General features: G+C 44.2%; 14 protein-coding genes. 11 read left to right on the forward strand and 3 right to left on the reverse strand.

Going from position 1 to position 17,565, the window contains the following annotated elements:
* Positions 1 to 149 precede the first annotated feature (149 nt).
* Positions 150 to 2,651 (forward strand): accessory Sec system translocase SecA2, encoded by a 2,502-nt coding sequence (gene secA2 / locus L1765_RS05405; RefSeq protein WP_236405636.1) that lies wholly within the window; start codon positions 150 to 152, stop codon positions 2,649 to 2,651.
* 45 nt (positions 2,652 to 2,696) lie between these two features.
* Positions 2,697 to 3,771, forward strand: a protein-coding gene (gene prfB, locus L1765_RS05410; RefSeq protein WP_407942205.1) for a peptide chain release factor 2 whose coding sequence is annotated in 2 segments (ribosomal slippage) — positions 2,697 to 2,741 and positions 2,743 to 3,771 — 1,074 coding nt in all. Because the reading frame shifts where the segments join, the coding sequence is not laid out codon by codon here.
* Positions 3,772 to 3,909: 138 nt separating this feature from the next.
* Here prfB and L1765_RS05415 read toward each other — a convergent pair.
* The 3 genes from L1765_RS05415 to L1765_RS05425 all read right to left on the reverse strand — a co-directional run bounded on the left by L1765_RS05415 (position 3,910) and on the right by L1765_RS05425 (position 6,736).
* Positions 3,910 to 4,500 (reverse strand): Uma2 family endonuclease, encoded by a 591-nt coding sequence (locus L1765_RS05415; RefSeq protein ID WP_236405638.1) that lies wholly within the window; start codon positions 4,498 to 4,500, stop codon positions 3,910 to 3,912.
* Between the two features lie 97 nt (positions 4,501 to 4,597).
* On the reverse strand, positions 4,598 to 5,842 hold the full coding sequence (locus L1765_RS05420) for an MFS transporter (protein ID WP_236405639.1): 1,245 nt from the start codon (positions 5,840 to 5,842) through the stop codon (positions 4,598 to 4,600).
* 303 nt (positions 5,843 to 6,145) lie between these two features.
* The gene (locus L1765_RS05425) at positions 6,146 to 6,736 is read right to left on the reverse strand and encodes a VanZ family protein (RefSeq protein ID WP_236405640.1); all 591 of its coding nucleotides are present in this window, start codon (positions 6,734 to 6,736) and stop codon (positions 6,146 to 6,148) included.
* A 147-nt stretch (positions 6,737 to 6,883) separates the two neighbouring features.
* Between L1765_RS05425 and L1765_RS05430 the strand changes: the two genes are divergently transcribed.
* The 9 genes from L1765_RS05430 to argJ all read left to right on the forward strand — a co-directional run bounded on the left by L1765_RS05430 (position 6,884) and on the right by argJ (position 17,544).
* Positions 6,884 to 7,726, forward strand: coding sequence for a transketolase (locus L1765_RS05430; RefSeq protein WP_329609991.1), 843 nt, complete (start codon positions 6,884 to 6,886; stop codon positions 7,724 to 7,726).
* Positions 7,726 to 8,667 (forward strand): transketolase family protein, encoded by a 942-nt coding sequence (locus L1765_RS05435; protein ID WP_236405641.1) that lies wholly within the window; start codon positions 7,726 to 7,728, stop codon positions 8,665 to 8,667. The genes L1765_RS05430 and L1765_RS05435 overlap by 1 nt, the downstream gene beginning before the upstream one ends.
* A 417-nt stretch (positions 8,668 to 9,084) precedes the next feature.
* A complete protein-coding gene (locus L1765_RS05440) occupies positions 9,085 to 10,257 on the forward strand; it encodes an HlyD family secretion protein (protein ID WP_236405642.1) in 1,173 nt (390 codons plus the stop codon).
* 12 nt (positions 10,258 to 10,269) lie between these two features.
* On the forward strand, positions 10,270 to 12,027 hold the full coding sequence (locus L1765_RS05445; protein ID WP_236405643.1) for an ATP-binding cassette domain-containing protein: 1,758 nt from the start codon (positions 10,270 to 10,272) through the stop codon (positions 12,025 to 12,027).
* On the forward strand, positions 12,024 to 13,172 hold the full coding sequence (locus L1765_RS05450; RefSeq protein WP_236405644.1) for an ABC transporter permease: 1,149 nt from the start codon (positions 12,024 to 12,026) through the stop codon (positions 13,170 to 13,172). Before L1765_RS05445 ends, L1765_RS05450 begins: the two co-directional genes overlap by 4 nt.
* A gap of 13 nt (positions 13,173 to 13,185) precedes the next feature.
* On the forward strand, positions 13,186 to 14,304 hold the full coding sequence (locus L1765_RS05455) for an ABC transporter permease (RefSeq protein ID WP_236405645.1): 1,119 nt from the start codon (positions 13,186 to 13,188) through the stop codon (positions 14,302 to 14,304).
* A gap of 71 nt (positions 14,305 to 14,375) precedes the next feature.
* A complete protein-coding gene (locus tag L1765_RS05460) occupies positions 14,376 to 14,744 on the forward strand; it encodes a c-type cytochrome (protein WP_236405646.1) in 369 nt (122 codons plus the stop codon).
* 206 nt (positions 14,745 to 14,950) lie between these two features.
* Positions 14,951 to 16,006 (forward strand): N-acetyl-gamma-glutamyl-phosphate reductase, encoded by a 1,056-nt coding sequence (argC, locus tag L1765_RS05465; protein WP_236405657.1) that lies wholly within the window; start codon positions 14,951 to 14,953, stop codon positions 16,004 to 16,006.
* Positions 16,007 to 16,287: 281 nt separating this feature from the next.
* Positions 16,288 to 17,544 carry a bifunctional glutamate N-acetyltransferase/amino-acid acetyltransferase ArgJ gene (argJ, locus tag L1765_RS05470; RefSeq protein ID WP_236405647.1) on the forward strand — a complete coding sequence of 419 codons (1,257 nt, stop codon included), beginning with the start codon at positions 16,288 to 16,290 and terminating at the stop codon, positions 17,542 to 17,544.
* Positions 17,545 to 17,565: the final 21 nt, after the last annotated feature.

A 17,565-nucleotide genomic window follows, 5' to 3' on the forward strand; every position in this document is an offset into this window, starting at 1 on the left:
AAAAGGCAGGTCCCTTGCCTTGTTTTATGCGGGATACCCTGTTACAATTTTAATGTTGAGGTTTTTTAGGACGAATACGACTGGTGGACGTGTCAATCCTAAGTTCCGTATCGAGAGAAATAGGAAGAATCGGAAGGAGATGACCCTTTATGTTGGGGGTTTTAAAAAAAGTATTTGGAGACAGCAACGAACGTGAAGTAAAAAGACTAAATAGATTGGTAGATCAAGTGAATGGTTATGAAGAAGAGATTTCCCGCTTAACCGATGATCAATTAAAAGGAAAGACCATTGAATTTAAATCCCGTTTGGACCGGGGTGAGGAATTGGATCAACTTCTTCCAGAAGCCTTTGCCGTGGTAAGGGAAGCCTCAAAGCGGGTACTGGGTATGCGTCACTTTGATGTGCAAATTATGGGTGGAATTGTCCTCCATCAGGGCCGAATTGCTGAGATGAAGACGGGGGAAGGAAAAACCCTTGTGGCTACACTGCCTACATATCTGAATGCGTTAACCGGAAAAGGGGTACATGTGGTTACGGTCAATGAATATTTGGCTAGCCGTGATGCGGAACAGATGGGTCGGGTTTACCATTTTCTCGGATTAACCGTTGGGCTTAATGCCCATGGCCTATCTCCGGAAGAAAAGAAGGAAGCCTATGCTGCTGATATTACCTATGGGACCAATAATGAATTTGGTTTCGATTATCTCCGGGACAACATGGTTTTGTACAAGGAACATATGGTACAGCGTCCCTTAAACTATGCCATCATCGATGAAGTAGACAGCATTCTAATTGACGAAGCCCGGACTCCCTTGATCATTTCTGGTCAAGCTGCGAAATCTACCGATTTGTATTATTTGGCGGATCGCTTTGTTAGACGATTAAAGATCAATGAAGATTTCACCATGGATGAAAAAGCCCGTTCTGTTTCTCTTACCGAAGAAGGGGTGGAAAAGGCTGAAAAGGCTTTTAACATCGATAATCTCTTTGATACCTCTCACATGACTCTGAATCACCACATTACCCAAGCCTTAAAGGCCCACAGCTTAATGAAACGGGATGTGGATTATGTGGTGGAAGATGGAGAAGTCATTATTGTTGATGAATTTACTGGAAGATTGATGCATGGACGCCGCTATAGCGATGGACTTCATCAAGCCATTGAAGCCAAAGAGGGGCTGAAGGTTCAAAATGAGAGCATGACACTGGCTACCATTACGCTGCAAAACTATTTCCGCATGTATAAAAAATTGGCGGGTATGACCGGTACAGCCAAAACGGAAGAAGAAGAATTTCGCAAGATATATGGGTTGGATGTTGTGGTGATTCCCACCAATCGACCGATGATCCGGGTTGATATGGCCGATGTCGTATACAAGTCTGAGGCTGGGAAATATAAAGCGGTGGTTGAAGAAATTGCCAGAAGACATGAAAAGGGACAGCCGGTTCTCGTGGGGACCATCTCAATTGAGAATTCGGAATTGCTTTCCGAGATGCTGAAGAAAAGAGGGATTCCCCATAAGGTGCTGAATGCCAAGCATCATGCCGAAGAGGCAGAAATTGTTGCAAAGGCTGGACAGGCAGGTGCGGTAACCATTGCCACCAACATGGCTGGCCGGGGTACGGATATTGTGTTGGGAGAGGGAGTATCAGATAAGGGCGGATTGCATATTATTGGCACGGAAAGACATGAAAGCCGCAGGATTGACAATCAGCTCCGAGGACGTTCCGGCCGCCAAGGGGATCCCGGTTCTACCCAATTTTTCCTTTCCCTTGAGGATGACCTGATGAGAAAATTTGGATCTGAGAATATCATGGGAATGATGGAAAAGCTGGGCATGGATGAGGATCAGCCCATCGAAAGCCGCATGATCACCAGAGCCATTGAAACCGCCCAAAAACGGGTGGAAGGAGCCAACTTTGACACCCGACGCATTGTTCTTCAATATGATGATGTGATGAACCAGCAGCGTGAGATTATCTATAAGCAGCGCCGGGAAGTTTTGGAAAGCGATAATTTAAGACCGATTATCATGAATATGATCATGAGCTTTGTAGAACGATTGGTGGAGACCCATTGTCCGAAGGAGCAAGTTCCCGAAGAGTGGGATCTGAAAGCGTTGATCGACCATGCCAACGGTACGTTCCTCTATGAAGGAACCCTCACAGAAAAGGATATCTGGGGAAAAGAACCGGAAGAAATCATTGAAACCTTTCGGGATGTCATTACCAGGCAATATGACGAGCGGGAAGAGCAAATGGGTTCCGAGACCATGAGGGAGTTTGAAAAGGTAGTTCTCCTTCGCTCTGTGGACAGCAAATGGATGGATCACATTGATGCCATGGACCAATTGAGACAGGGAATTCATCTCCGGGCCTATGCCCAAACAGACCCGCTACGGGAGTACCAATTTGAGGGTTTTGCCATGTTTGAAGAAATGATTGCCCGGATTGAAGAAGAAGTATCCACCTATATTATGAAAGCAACGGTTCAAAACAACCTTCAACGGGAAGAAGTGGCCAAGGGGCAAGCGGTAGACCCCAAGGAAGAACAAAGGCCGAAGCGCCCTGTAAGAAGTGAAAAAATAGGGAGAAATGAACCATGTCCCTGCGGCAGCGGCAAAAAATACAAGCACTGCCACGGAAAATAAATCTAAGAGGTGATTCAATTGCCACTAGTTGAACTGAAACAGCAGATGCAAATCATGGCCAAGAAATTGGCGGATATCAGGGGGTCCCTTTGACATCGAAGGGAAGCAGAAGAAAGTAGCCGAGTTGGAAGAGAAGATGGCAGCCCCCGATTTTTGGGATGATAACGAGAAGGCCCAACAAGTGATCAGTGAAGTAAACGGCCTTAAAGATATGGTTGAGAAAATTAATGGACTGATGTCAGCATATGAAGACTTGCAGGTGATGGTTGAGCTCATTCAGGAGGAAGAAGATGAGTCTTTGATACCTGATCTCCGGGCCGGCGTGAAGAAGCTGTCTAAAGATCTGGAACAATTTGAACTACAATTGGTTTTAAGTGAACCCTATGATAAAAATAACGCGATTTTGGAGCTTCATCCCGGGGCAGGGGGGACGGAATCCCAGGATTGGGCGGAAATGCTCCTTCGCATGTATACCAGATGGGCTGAGGATCACGGATATAAGGTAGAAACCCTTGATTACCTGCCTGGGGAAGAAGCAGGGGTAAAAAGCGTTACCCTTCTGATTAAGGGCCATAATGCCTATGGATATTTAAAGGCCGAAAAGGGAGTTCACCGTTTAGTTCGCATCTCTCCGTTTGATGCTTCTGGGAGAAGACATACCTCCTTTGTTTCCTGTAATGTTCTCCCTGAAATGGATGACGACGTAGAAATTGAAATAAAGACAGAGGATTTGAAAGTAGACACCTATCGTTCCAGCGGAGCCGGAGGTCAGCACGTGAATACCACTGACTCGGCAGTAAGGATTACCCATATTCCCACAGGAATCGTGGTGACTTGTCAGTCGGAACGTTCCCAGATCAAAAACAGGGAAAAGGCGATGAAAATTTTAAAGGCCAGATTGTATGAAAAGCAATTGGAGGAACAGGAAAAACAGCTGGCAGAAATTCGTGGAGAGCAGAAGGAGATTGGATGGGGAAGCCAAATCCGCTCCTATGTTTTTCATCCGTACAGTATGGTGAAAGATCATCGGACAGGGGTGGAAACGGGGAATATTCAGGCGGTGATGGATGGAGAAATCGATGTATTTATTGATGCCTATCTTCGTCAGAAAGTTAAATAATTCCACTCCATCAAAAATTGTTCCAATGTATTATGCTGGAGTAAATGAAAAGAGCAGGCAAACCTGCTCTTTCATGCTTTTAGGTAAAGTAAGTTTTCTATGTTGAACTCCACTTCTAATGTTACTGAATGGATTCACTCACTTCTGTTGAGCTAACGGATTTCCTTTTTGGAACAGTTGCTTAACATAATAACGAACACAATTGATGTTGGGTGAAGTGACCTCATCAGTTTCACCGTAAGCGGAGTGAAAGGTATATTTCGACGTTTTCCCGTCAAGGAGATACTGTTCCACCGTACGGTAATACATATCCACAATCCAATATTCTTTTACACCATATTTTGCGTAAATTTCGGACTTGATAAAGCGATCCCTGATTGCAGTGCCAGGTGAGAGAATCTCCACAATAAGATCTGGTGGACCTTCCACACCCCGCTTGGAAACGATTGATTCCCGGCTAAAGTGAACCATCAGTAAATCTGGCTGTCGTATTTCGTCATCGGCAAAAATCACGTCGATGGGAGCTTCCAGGATAATGTATTCATTGCTACATGAAGACATCAAGAGATAGGACAATCGGATGCTGACCATCTGGTGTTCGGAAGAAGGGGAAGGAGTGAGTAATTCCAAACGTCCTCCAGTAATTTCGTATCGATTTCCATCGTCTGGCAATTTAGTATAGTCCTCATATGTCCAACCAGTTTCCTTAATGCGATCCTCTTTTTTCATCCGTCCCACCTCACTTGACGAAACACGCGAATATAGGTTCTGTTTATATTCTATCACAATTCTCAAAGCAGGACAATAAATAAGACTTCGTTCCAACTTACTTATTAGGATTCGGATAGTCTTCCTGCAGCTTATCTTCCAAAATCGGTCGTACCCAGATGATGAAGTAAAGATAACCGAACAATAGAACCCCAGCCGTAAGCAGGAAGGGCAGTTGGTAGTTCTTCATTGCCAGGATAACACCTGAGAGATAGGTGGAGATCGCCGTCCCAACGCTCCGGGAAACGGAACGGATCCCCGCAAATAAATTTCTTTCCTGTTCATCAACTGCGGACATTGCCTGGCTTTCAATCAGGTTATTCAGCAGCATGAAGCTACCGTTCCGGAACAGCCAAAAAAAGACAAAAAGCAGGATAGGGATGGTAAAAAAAAGCAGCCATGCTAATAGGATGTTAAGGAGGTAAACGCGAAAATAAGTCCTTCGTATCCCCCAGCGTTCCAGCACATACGGCGTGAGCAGCGAGCCAAGAAATAGAAACACGCCGGTGGCTGTTAGCATGACAGAAACCCGTTCATCGCTCCAGTCAAATCGGAACTTGATAATCACATTATTGAACGGTCCGATAAAAGCAAAAGTAATTCCTGATATGAAGGTATAAATGGAAAAGATCCATACCGGTTTGCCAAGTCGCCCCCTCGTAGTCGGAGGTTTTTTGACTACCTTTCCTTCTTCATTGGCCAGTTTCAAGTTTTCTTTAGGCAATAAGATTCCGCGAAGGAGTGCTGCTAGAAAGAAAAACCCGGCAGCAACTAAGACAGAGCTCTGATAAATCGATGTGACTCCACCCAACCAGTTGGGGATAAATCCGCCTAGTAGCGTACCCACGCCAGTAAAAAGGGTAAAAACGGCAAACAATATGCTGTAGGCCTGGGTTTCTTCCTTTTTGGAGCGGCTGTAATGAAATAGAAGTTGAATTTCTGAAGTAACCAAAGAACTAATTCCTAGGGATAGGATGACTTGTGCCGACAAAAATACCATATATGAGGTCCCTAATCCAAAGAGGGTATATCCTAAACCCATCATGATCAATCCGGTAACAAGGATTTTCTTCCGTCCCGTTCGATTGGCCAAGAGCCCAGTCGGTATGGCTGCAGCACCAACAATCAGCATGCCAATGGATGTGATTTCCCCGATCTTCTCTTCATCCAATCCAACGGCCAGAAGATGCAGATTAAGCACCAAACTAAACAAGCCAATCCCAACCCCTAACAAGGCTTCGCTAATCACAAAGCGGCGTACACCGGAAGACATCTCTAGCAGTTGCTGTACGTATCCTCTCATATTTCACAGTACCTTTCCTAAGACGAACTATACACGTGAACGTGTGATTTTTTAGTTTCATCGGAAGTTTTAGTGACAATTTGCTATTGGTCGAAGAAAACTTCGAAACACTAAATAATAGTATAAAACGGAATATACAACTTTGCTAGAGTTAAAATAGAAAATCCAAGAATTGTGTTATAATACAGTTAAGTAAAAATACATTTTGGGGGGAAGATGATTGATTTGAAGAAACATGATAAAGAAGCCCGATTTATTCGTGAAGAGCCATTATTCAATGTGTTTCATTTTCGATGAACGAGATTATGAGCCAGATTCCGAATATTTCTTTTGAATGAACCTACCATTTGATGTTAACCGTATGACAAGTAACACACTTGCCGCTCCCAGCCCATCCACCAAGACATCCTGTATACGGGATGATCTCCCCGGAAGATAATATTGTATCCATTCATCCATTAAGGCGATACTAAGGGAAAGAAGCAATGTCCAAAGATATGGGGATGCTGTTTGCCTCCATATGGTAAAATAAATCAGTAGGGCCAATATCCCATACACGGTGAAGTGGCCAAGTTTTCTATACAAAAGATTAAGGGCCGACCACTTGCCTTTATACTCCAGACCATAAAACAGGTAGAGCAATTGCACCGGCTGGCTTTCTAATGCCAAGGAAACCCATTGTTTTAAATAGGCAGTTTGTGAAGAGAGGAATCCTAATTCATTATCGTACCGTATCACTTCTTTTACAGGGTAAGTGACATCCAGAGGAAGCCGGGATTGAAAAGAAAAAGTAAAAAGGATCAAAATCCAAATGATCAATAAGAGTAGATATGTTCTCAAATTGTTTGTTGTTCTTGTTTCAGCTGAAGATCGCTGATTCGTGAGATGATCCATGTGTATCCCTCCTACCATCATTCTTTTCAAGGGGAAGGGATTCTAAACCTTTACCTGCCATTGGCAGGATGCTATACTTGGATAGATCAAGAACGAGTCTAATCCCAATCAGGGATTGAAATACATAGGTTAATGGAGGGAATCATTGTGACCAAAGTTGTGGATCAACAACTCCTGTCCGAACTTAAGGTTCGTGCCAATCACATAAGACAGGAAATTGTCAAAATGGTAACAGAAGCCCAGTCGGGGCACCCTGGAGGTTCTTTGTCTGCTGCAGACATCTTGACGGTTCTCTATTTTCATGTGATGAACGTGGATCCGGAAAACCCAAGGATGCCTGATAGAGATCGTTTTGTATTGAGCAAAGGGCATGCCAGCCCTGTCCTTTACGCTACTTTGGCGGAGAAAGGGTATCTTCCAAAAGAGGAGCTTGCCACTTTTCGTAAAATCAACTCCCGCCTTCAGGGGCATCCAAGCTATAAGTCCCTTCCAGGGGTGGATATGAGTACCGGGTCATTGGGGCAAGGCCTTTCTGCGGCAAATGGAATGGCCTTAGCGGCAAAATTGGACAAAAAGCCCTTTCGCGTGTATGCCCTTTTAGGAGACGGTGAAGTTCAGGAAGGAATGATTTGGGAAGCGGCGATGGCAGCCGGACATTACAAACTGGACAATCTCACGGCATTTCTTGACTACAACGGACTGCAAATCGATGGAGAAGTGGATCAAATCATGAATCCTGCGCCATTAGATGAAAAATTCCGAGCCTTTAACTGGCATGTGTTGGTCATTGACGGCCATGATCTGGAACAAATTATTGGGGCTATCGAAGAAGCGAAGGCTACAAAAGGGAAACCGACCATGATTATCGCCAACACTGTGAAGGGGAAAGGGGTTTCCTTTATGGAAAATCAATGCGGATGGCATGGGAGTGCGCCCAATCGTGAACAATGCGAACAAGCGTTAAAGGAACTGTTGGGAGGGATGGAGTGATGAGCGTAAAAAAAATGGAAATGAAAGCAACCCGTGATGCGTATGGAGAAGTTCTCGCAGAATTGGGGGCTGAAAATAAAGATATCGTTGTATTAGATGCAGATTTGGCCAAGTCCACAAAAACGGTGGATTTTGCCAAAAAATTCCCTGACAGATTCTTTGACGTGGGGATTGCCGAGGCTAATATGATTGGAATGGCTGCCGGGTTGGCTACTGCCGGGAAGATTCCCTTTGCCAGTACCTTTGCCCTGTTTGGAACTTTAAGGGTTGGTGATCAAATCCGCAATTCCATCTGCTACCCCAATTTAAATGTGAAAATCGCAGTGACCCACTCGGGGCTGACCTTGGGAGAAGACGGTGCTTCCCATCAGGCAGTAGAAGATGTAGCCTTGATGAGGGCGATTCCTAATATGACCGTGATCGTTCCTGCGGATGCCGTGGAGACCAAAAAAGTGATTCGCACGGCAGCTGAAACGTACGGTCCCATGTATATCCGAATGGGCCGCCCAAAGGTTCCGGTTCTGTTTGATGACTCCTATCAGTTTCAGATTGGAAAAGGAGTCCAAATAAAGGATGGAAGCGATGTGACCATTATCGCCATGGGAGTGATGGCTCATATCGCCCTTGAGGCTGCAGAGGATTTGGCCAAAGAAGGGATTTCAGCAAGAGTCATCAATATGTCTACCATTAAACCAATAGATCAGGAAATCATCATTAGGGCAGCACAGGAAACAAGGGGAATCGTTACAGCTGAAGAAGCCAATATTTATGGAGGCCTTGGCGGAGCGGTTGCGGAAGTTCTCGCTGAAAACTATCCAGCCCCCCTAAGAAGAGTAGGTGTGATGGATACTTTCGGTGAATCGGGAACACCAGATGCCCTTCTGCAAAAGTATGGATTAACCAAAGAAAATATCATGGAGAAGGCCAAGACCCTTCTTTAATCAATCTTAGAGAAGTGGAACTATAGATGTGGAATTAAAGATTCACACGTCCGCTTGTCGAGTTCGGGCAAGAAGTGATTCAATTCCGCTTCTAGGCTAAAGAACGGAGCCCTCAAAAACATCTGTGTATTTCAAAGATGGAGTCAGTTTGAGGGCTAATTCCCGTTCTTCTGCCTCAACGCTAAAGCACGAACTCGAAGGCTGTCCGTATGAATTCTTTAATTCCGTCTATATAAATTCTTTAGTTCCACTTTTAACGTAAAAAAATGTCATAAAAAACGAATTGACGTATCAGTCAATTAACTGTAAAATAATAGCTGCGAAAATAAAGTGCCTTTCAACAAGGCACTTTATTTTCCGGACTTATATTACCGTACGGGGGTAGAGTAAAATTATGAGCGATAGAGGTGAGGAGAAATGAATTGGAAAAAGAAAGTGATGGGCATCACAGGTCTTGTCGTGATAGTCCTTGTCGGGTATGGGGTGTTTCAATGGTTTACCGTATCGAAAGAAACACCGGGAATTATTTCTGCCTATGGAACGGTTGAAGGGGAAGAAGTAATGGTGAGCAGCGAGACCAGCGGTCAAGTTATTGATGTAAATATAAAAGAGGGGGATTTGGTCAAAAAAGGAGACCCTTTGATTACCGTGGATGACGAAGCATTAAAAATTAAATTAGAACAGGCAAAAGTCCAGGTTAAAATGGCGGAGGTTCAGATGAAACAGGCTTTAGGACAGGTGGAGGCTATGAAATGGCAAGTAAAGCAAGCCGACTTGGGTTCCAGTTATGCTGAAACGGAAGTGGCCCAAAGACAAAGGGAAGCAGAAAAAGCTTTAGCTGTTGCCCAGTCGGGTTTAAAGCAGGCTGAAGCCCAATATAATCAGGTAAAAGCGGATATGGAACGGTATAAAGAATTATATAGCCAAAGGGCGATCAGTAAACAGGCTTATGACCAGGCTGAGACGGCTTTTAAACAGGCTGAAGCAGCTTATCAGGCATCCAAACAACAGGTGGAACGGGCGAAAGTGGTGTTGGATATGGTGAAAGCAGGGCAGCTTCAAGCCCAATCTACCGCAGCTGGAGCTCAAGGTTTAGCTGAGCAGCTGGCTGTAGCCGAAATCCAATATCAAGCAGCCGTTGTGCAAAAAGAAACTGCCGAAGCGGTGGTGAAGGAGATTGAATTGGCATTGGATAAGACCGTGATAAAATCTCCCATGGATGGGATAGTAGTAGATAAATTGGTGAAATCAGGAGAATTGGTGATTCCGGGAACTCCGGTAGCTCGATTAATGGATACAAAGGAAATGACGGTCAATGTTTTTATTCCTGAAGTCGATTTAGGTAAAGTGAAAGTGAATGATGAAGCAAGAATTTATTCCGATTCCTTCCCGGATCAATATGCTGAGGGACGTGTCGCCTCCATTGCATCGGAAGCCCAGTTTACACCAAAAAACGTCCATGTGAAGGAAGAGAGGGAACGCTTGGTTTATAAAGTGAAGGTTCGTTTTGTCGATGAAAAAGGAGTCTTTAAATCAGGGATGCCAGTAGATGTTTACATTCGTTGGGACGATCAGGCAAAATGGGAATAAGAGGTGGTCAATTTGACCTGGGCAATTGAAACCAAATCGCTGACGAAAACGTTTAAACAGCATACAGCAGTAAAAGAGGTTAGCTTAACCGTCCCGAAAGGAGAAATTTTTGGACTTTTGGGTCCTGACGGGGCAGGAAAAACTACCCTGACCCAAATGCTCTGCTCTGTCCTTCTTCCCACTTCCGGGGAAGGAAGGGTGGCAGGATTGGATGTGGTGAAGGAAGCTGAGAAATTAAGGGGAAAAATCGGATACATGTCTGAGGGGTTTAGTCTTTATGGCACTCTTTCCGTCGAGGAAAATATCAATTTTTTTGCTGATATGTATCAGGTTCCTGTCAAGGAAAGGGAAAAGAGGAAGGAGCGCCTGTTAAAGGCAAGCCGTCTGGAGGCTTTTACCACACGTAGAGCAGATAACCTTTCAGGAGGAATGAAGAAGAAATTGGCCCTTTGTTGTACTTTGGTTTATCATCCGGAGATTATCTTTCTGGATGAACCGACAACGGGGGTAGATCCGGTATCCCGTAGAGATTTTTGGAATATTTTGCATGATTATGTATCGGAAGGAACATCTGTTTTTGTCTGTACGCCATATATGGATGAAGCGGAACGGTTTAACCGGGTAGCCTTGATGTATCAAGGTGAGATTATTACTATGGATTCACCTTATCAAATTAAGCGCCGGGTATCGCAGCTTTTGGGAAAAGAGATTGTAAACCTTGAAGAAGCCTTCATTTATCATATTGAAGAAAAATTGGGCAAGGGGCATCAGGAGGATGTTTTTATTTCTAAAATCCAACCGATAGATGTTTCCCAGGGGGAAATACCAAAGGAAGAAATCGCGGTACAGGTGAAGGATTTGACAAAAACCTTCGGATCCTTTACTGCAGTTAATCATATCAACTTAACCGTGAAAAAAGGTGAAATCTTTGGTTTTCTGGGACCTAACGGTTCAGGAAAATCTACAGCAATACGCATGATGTGCGGACTTCTGCCGGCTACTTCGGGAGAAATGTACATTGCCGGGGTGGATGTGAAAAAGTCAGCCCATAACATCAAGAGAAAAATCGGGTATATGTCCCAAAAATTTTCCCTGTACAAGGACCTGACCGTTGAGGAGAATATCCGTTTTTATGCCGGAGCGTATGGTTTAACCAAAAACGATTATTTAGAACGAAAAGAATGGATTCTGGAAATGGCCGACTTGAAGGGAAAGGAGAAAATCATGACTTCCGATTTGTCTGGAGGGTGGAAACAGAGGTTGGCCCTTGGATGTGCAACCATTCATGAACCGGAAATTTTATTTTTGGATGAACCAACATCTGGAGTAGATCCGATCGCCAGAAGACAATTTTGGACCCTAATTAATCACCTTGCGGCTGAAGGAGTGACCATATTTATCACCACCCACTATATGGATGAAGCGGAACATTGCGATCGGATTGGCTTCATTTATCTCAGTAACTTGATTGCTGTAGGAAGCCCCATTCAGTTAAAAAAGGATTTGTTCCAGGGCAATTTGCTGGAGGTGGAATGCAACCGGCCTTTTGAAGCGCAAAACTTCCTGGTTGAGATGGGAATTGATGCCGCCATTTTTGGAAACGGGCTTCATATTATGCCATCAAAGATGCCCTTCCAGAAGATCATCGAGATGCTGAAGGAAAAAGGATTTCAACTGATCAGGCAGGCTGAGGTACCGGTATCCATGGAAGATGTTTTTGTCAAACTGGTGGAGAATGAATTAAAGAAAAGGGAGGGGATTCCGGCATGAGATGGAGATTAGTCAGGGCTGTATTCAAAAAAGAAGTCCACGAGTTGATCCGCGATCCCTTTTCCATCGGCACAGCCCTTGTTCTCCCGGTCATTATGCTTCTTCTTTTTGGATACGCGTTGAATTTTGATGTGGAGAACGTTCCGACTGCCGTTTTGGATCAAGACCAAACCTCCGTTAGCCGAGAATATATCCAGGCTTATGACAGTACGGAGAATTTTAATGTGGTAGCTTATGTAAACAGCATGGAAGAGCTGGAAGAAAGAATGGAAAAAGGGGAGGTGAAGGTGGGTCTGGTTATTCCTCCTGATTTTTCCGAAAATCTTTACCGCTCCAAGGTAGGTCAATTTGCCGGCATGCCCCCAGCTGTGGTTCAGACTTTGGTAGATGGCTCCTTCTCACCTACGGCAACGGTGATTATAGATTATGTAACTGCCATTAATCAACTGGAACAGATGCGTTTTTTAAAGGAACAAAATATTCCAATCGAAAAATTTATTCCGCTTCAGGTAGAACCCAGGATCTGGTATAACCCTTCCCTAAAAAGTGATATGTTTATTATCCCCGGACTTTTTGCTGTCCTTCTTATGGTTTTCCCGCCCCTTTTATCCGTTTTAGCAGTGGTAAGGGAGAAGGAGAAGGGATCGATTCAGCAAATTTATATTGCCCCTATTCGTTCCCTGGAATTTCTATTGGGTAAACTTTTGCCTTACGGGATATTGGCCATGGCTGAATTATTTGTGATATTTATCGGTGGCGTGTTTCTGTTCGATGTGGAATATAGGGGAAATATCCTTCTGTTTTTGATTACGGGAACGATTTTTGTATTCACTACGGTGGGAATTGGGCTTCTGATCTCCACCTTGATGAAGAGCCAGTTGGCCGCGATGTTTTTAACGATTGTTGTAACCATGATGCCGGCGATGCTGTTCTCAGGTTTTTTATATCCCATATCCACGCTTCCTCCACTGTTTCAAGGCTACAGTTACTTGTTCCCAACCCGTTTCTTTGTGGATATCAGCCGGGGAATCTTGGTAAAGGGATTAGGCTTAAGTTATATCTGGCTTAACCTGCTGCTTTTATTGGTTTATACGGGGGTCATTCTTATGTTTGCCACTTGGAGATTTAAAAAAAGGGGAAGTTGAGGGGAGGAGAGCCATGTTTGAACGAATGGGATCTATGATTCGAAAGGAATTTATCCAATTTTTTCGCGATATTCCTCTGGTGCTCATCGTTCTGTATATGTTCGTGGAAGTGGCGGTCTGCGGATGGGCCTTAACCATGGATTATAAGAATGTGTCGATTGCTGTAATGGATATGGACAAAACAGAAAAAAGCCAGGAGCTTATCAATCAGTTCAGGCAAAGTGACAAATTTCAAGTCACTGCCTATCCCATGGAAGAAGGGGAATTAGCTGAATTATTGGATAAGGGGACGGTAAAAATGGGTGTGGTCATACCCGCTAATTTTTCCGAATCCTTAACCCGCGGGGAAGGTGCTACGGTTCAATTGGTGGCCGATGGCGAAAATTCCACCATGGCAGCTCAGGCTATAGGGAATTCCATGGAGGTGATTGGGACTTACTCTGCAGAATGGATCAATAAAAAAATGGGCTTTGATGTTTTGGATCAGATTCCGTTGAAAAATATAGTAAGAATTCACTTTGCTTCTGATTTAAACTATACCCATTTCGTGATGATCTCCATGGTATCCATTACCGTTGTACTGCTTGGGATCCTGATGGCTGCTGCTGTGTTTATCAGGGAAAAAGAATCAGGGACCCTTGAACAGTTGATGGTCACACCGATTCGTCCTGGAGAGTTGATCTTTGCCAAAATGCTCCCCATGTCTGTGATTAAAATGGTCGGTCTTACCATCGGGGTATCCATGTCTTTTGTTTTCTTTGATGTTCCGATCAGGGGAAGCCTGCTTTTATTCTACGTTTTATCCCTCCTGGTGTTTATTTCATCAAGCGGATTGGGAATTTACATTGCCACCGTTGCCAATACGATGCAGCAAGCTTTGCTATTAAGTTTCTTTGTTCTCTTTCCGTTGATGTTTTTATCAGGCACCCTTGTGCCCGTGGAAAATATGTCTCCGGTTATGCAGTGGCTCTCTTACTTCAGTCCTTTAAGATACTATACGAACATTAGTATGGGGATTTTTCTTAAAGGGGTTGGTATTTCCGTCCTGTGGCCGGATGTTCTCGCTTTGGTCATCATTGGAGGATTCCTGTTCTTTATCAGCCTGAGAAGATTAAAAAAGCAATTGGCGTAACTATGTATAATAAATAAAGTTCAGCAAAAAATGAGAGGGAAGATATTCTGTATAAGACAGGAGGTTTTCCCTTGAAGAAAAGTTGGCTCATGCTATCGATTGTATTACTGTTAGGATTGCTACTTATCGGATGTACACCAAAGGATCAGGCTCAGCCGGATAATCCTCCGGCCAACCCGCCGGCTGAGACAGATAATCCGCCCCAGACTGGCAATTATGATGCTGCATCAGCGGAGACCAGCTACAAACAAACCTGCGCCAGCTGTCATGGGGCCAATATGGAAGGCGTGGTGGGACCATCATTAAACAACATTGGTTCAAAATACTCCAAGGATCAAATCAAAAATATTATCGTAAACGGGCAGAATGCCATGCCAGGGGGCTTGGTGAGTGAAGATGTGGCTGAGAATTTAGCGGCATGGCTGGCTGACAAGAAATAGGTTAAAAAGACTCTCCCATGTATGGGGGAGTTTTTATAATGTATAAAAATAAAACGCTTTCACAAATTTATATTCAAAAAAAGGCCTAAAAAATTATTTTCCAGCATATTTATTAAAAATAAATGATTGAATTAACATTCGACGATATGTATAATAATTCATAAATGGATGAAGCTTTCATTTTTCTGCATTTATATTTTGTTGGGATGGAGGGAGGAGAGACGGTGAGGGTGTCGGTGATAGGAGCCACAGGATATGGTGGTGTGGAGCTGGTGCGAATATTACATCAGCACCCGAAAGTGGATGAGATCATATGCTACAGTCATTCTCATGGGGGGATGACCCTTCAGGAAGTCTTTCCTCATTTAACCAATCTTCGTCACTTACCATTACAGGAAGTCAATATAAATCAAATCGCCGAGCAAAGCGATATCGTATTTACGGCAACTCCGGCTGGGGTCAGCCATCAAATCATTCCTTCTTTGCAGAAATGGGGAGTGCCTTGTATTGATCTTTCCGGAGACCTTCGTTTCCCATCTCCTGAAGTGTATGAAAAGTGGTACGGAAAGAAAACGGCATCTGCTTCTTTTTTACAAAAAGTGGTCTATGGATTGCCGGAATGGTTTTCTAGTCAAATAGCAGAAGCCCAAGTGATCGCCAATCCGGGATGTTATCCTACGGCAGCTTCCTTGGGGTTACTTCCCCTTTTGTCTGGTGACGTCATTATCGAAAACAGTATTTTGGTGGATGCGAAATCTGGTGTATCTGGAGCTGGCCGATCCTTATCCCTTGGAACCCATTATGGTGAAGTAAATGAAAGTGTAGCGGCCTATAAAATCGGGGTCCACCAGCATACTCCGGAAATTGAGGAAAACATCAAGCGTGTAACCAATAAGGAGGTAGCCATTACTTTTACGCCTCATTTAGTTCCAATGACGAGGGGGATCCTTTGTACCATTTATGCCAGTTTAAAAGGAAATCAAACCATAGATGAAATAGAAGCCCTTTTCCGTGATCGCTACCGAAATAAACCCTTTGTCCGATTGCGGCCGCGGGGAATATACCCGAAAACAAAGGAAGTCGTTGGCTCAAATTATTGTGATATAGGCATTCAGGTGGACACTCGTACCAATCGGGTTGTTGTGATTTCAGTCATTGATAATGTTATGAAGGGGGCAGCCGGTCAAGCGGTGCAAAATTGGAACATCATGAGCGGCTGGGCTGAGGATACGGGTTTAACGTTTACACCCTTATATCCGTAAAATTTAAACTTTCGTATAGAAGTGGAACTAAAGATTTACACGTCCGCAGGTCGAGTTTTGCAAAGAAGTGATTAAAGTTCGCTTCGAGGCTAAAGAACGGAGCCCTCAAAAACATCTGGGTATTTTCGATGATGGAGTCAGTTTGAGGACTAATTCCCGTTCTTTAGCCACTCCGCTTAGCACGAACTCGAAGGCTGTCTTTAGCAAATTCTTTGGTTCCATTCAGATAGCATTTAACGTCTGTGGTCTCTGTTATTTCGGGCAAGAAGGGCGGGTCCTGCATGAAAAGTAAAGTCGCTTATACCGATGAATCATCTGTTCATCAATCATATCCATTTCAGGTGGTTGATGGGAGCATTACAACTCCAAAGGGATTTACCGCAGGGGGATTTCATTGCGGAATCAAGAAAAAACGACCGGATTTGGGGGCTATCTTCTGCTCTGTCCCTGCAACGGCTGCAGCGGTTTATACCACCAATTGCTTTCAAGGAGCGCCCATTCAAGTGACCAAGGAAAGTTTGGCGGTTGAAGGGAAACTGCAGGTGGTGCTGATCAACAGCGGCATAGCCAATACCTGTACTGGTAAGCAGGGAATCATGGATGCTTATGCCATGAGAAGGGAAGCCGCTGAAGTGTTTGGAGTGGAAGAACATCTTGTAGGGATCAATTCCACCGGATGGATTGGTCGGCTTTTGCCCATGGATACGGTACTAAACGGAATAAAACAACTCCCCTCCTATGTGAGCAGAGATGGGAGCGATGGTTTTAACCGGGCCATTTTAACCACAGATACCTTTGCAAAAACCCTTTGCGTCAAGTTTCAGATCGATGGAAAGGAAGTTACTTTATCCGGTTCAGCGAAGGGATCGGGAATGATTCATCCCAATATGGCTACTATGCTTGGGTTTATTACCACAGATGCTGAAATTGAGCATGAAGCATTGAATCAAGCCCTAAAATGGGTAACCAATGAAACCTATAATATGATTACCGTCGACGGGGATACCAGCACCAATGATATGGTTGTCGTGATGGCCAGCGGATTAGCGGGAAATCATCCCCTTCATGTGAATCATCCAGAATGGCATGTGTTTATGTCCGCTTTTCTCTATGTGTCCCAGGAATTAAGCAAAATGATTGCCAGGGATGGTGAAGGGGCAACCAAACTGATCGAAGTGACGGTAAAAGGTGCCTTAACGAAAAATATGGCAAGGTCTGTAGCCAAATCGGTTGTCGGGTCCAATCTGGTGAAATCTGCCATTTATGGTGCAGACGGAAACTGGGGACGAATCATGGCTGCCATTGGATACAGCAATCAGCCAATCAATCCGAACCAGGTGGATATCTGCGTAGGAGATATTCCCCTGGTAAAAGAGAGTCTACCCCTTTGGTATGATGAGGATCGACTTCAACAGTACCTGAGGGGGTCAACGATATCCATAGAGATTCACTTAAATCTGGGTCATGAACAAGCAACGGCTTGGGGTTGTGACTTGACTTACGAATATGTGCGGATCAATGCCAGCTATCGGACCTAGATCCTAGAAAGTACTAAGATA

Origin of the sequence: Microaerobacter geothermalis, from assembly GCF_021608135.1 — a bacterium.
In the GTDB taxonomy this organism is placed as follows: domain Bacteria; phylum Bacillota; class Bacilli; order DSM-22679; family DSM-22679; genus Microaerobacter; species Microaerobacter geothermalis.

What these genes read in the sequence shown, in the direction of transcription:
- secA2 (WP_236405636.1), top strand. Translation starts at nt 150, where the DNA reads ATGTTGGGGGTTTTAAAAAAAGTATTTGGAGACAGCAACGAACGTGAA.
- L1765_RS05415 (WP_236405638.1), bottom strand. Translation starts at nt 4,500, where the DNA reads ATGAAAAAAGAGGATCGCATTAAGGAAACTGGTTGGACATATGAGGAC.
- L1765_RS05420 (WP_236405639.1), bottom strand. Translation starts at nt 5,842, where the DNA reads ATGAGAGGATACGTACAGCAACTGCTAGAGATGTCTTCCGGTGTACGC.
- L1765_RS05425 (WP_236405640.1), bottom strand. Translation starts at nt 6,736, where the DNA reads ATGGATCATCTCACGAATCAGCGATCTTCAGCTGAAACAAGAACAACA.
- L1765_RS05435 (WP_236405641.1), top strand. Translation starts at nt 7,726, where the DNA reads ATGAGCGTAAAAAAAATGGAAATGAAAGCAACCCGTGATGCGTATGGA.
- L1765_RS05440 (WP_236405642.1), top strand. Translation starts at nt 9,085, where the DNA reads ATGAATTGGAAAAAGAAAGTGATGGGCATCACAGGTCTTGTCGTGATA.
- L1765_RS05450 (WP_236405644.1), top strand. Translation starts at nt 12,024, where the DNA reads ATGAGATGGAGATTAGTCAGGGCTGTATTCAAAAAAGAAGTCCACGAG.
- L1765_RS05455 (WP_236405645.1), top strand. Translation starts at nt 13,186, where the DNA reads ATGTTTGAACGAATGGGATCTATGATTCGAAAGGAATTTATCCAATTT.
- argC (WP_236405657.1), top strand. Translation starts at nt 14,951, where the DNA reads ATGGAGGGAGGAGAGACGGTGAGGGTGTCGGTGATAGGAGCCACAGGA.
- argJ (WP_236405647.1), top strand. Translation starts at nt 16,288, where the DNA reads ATGAAAAGTAAAGTCGCTTATACCGATGAATCATCTGTTCATCAATCA.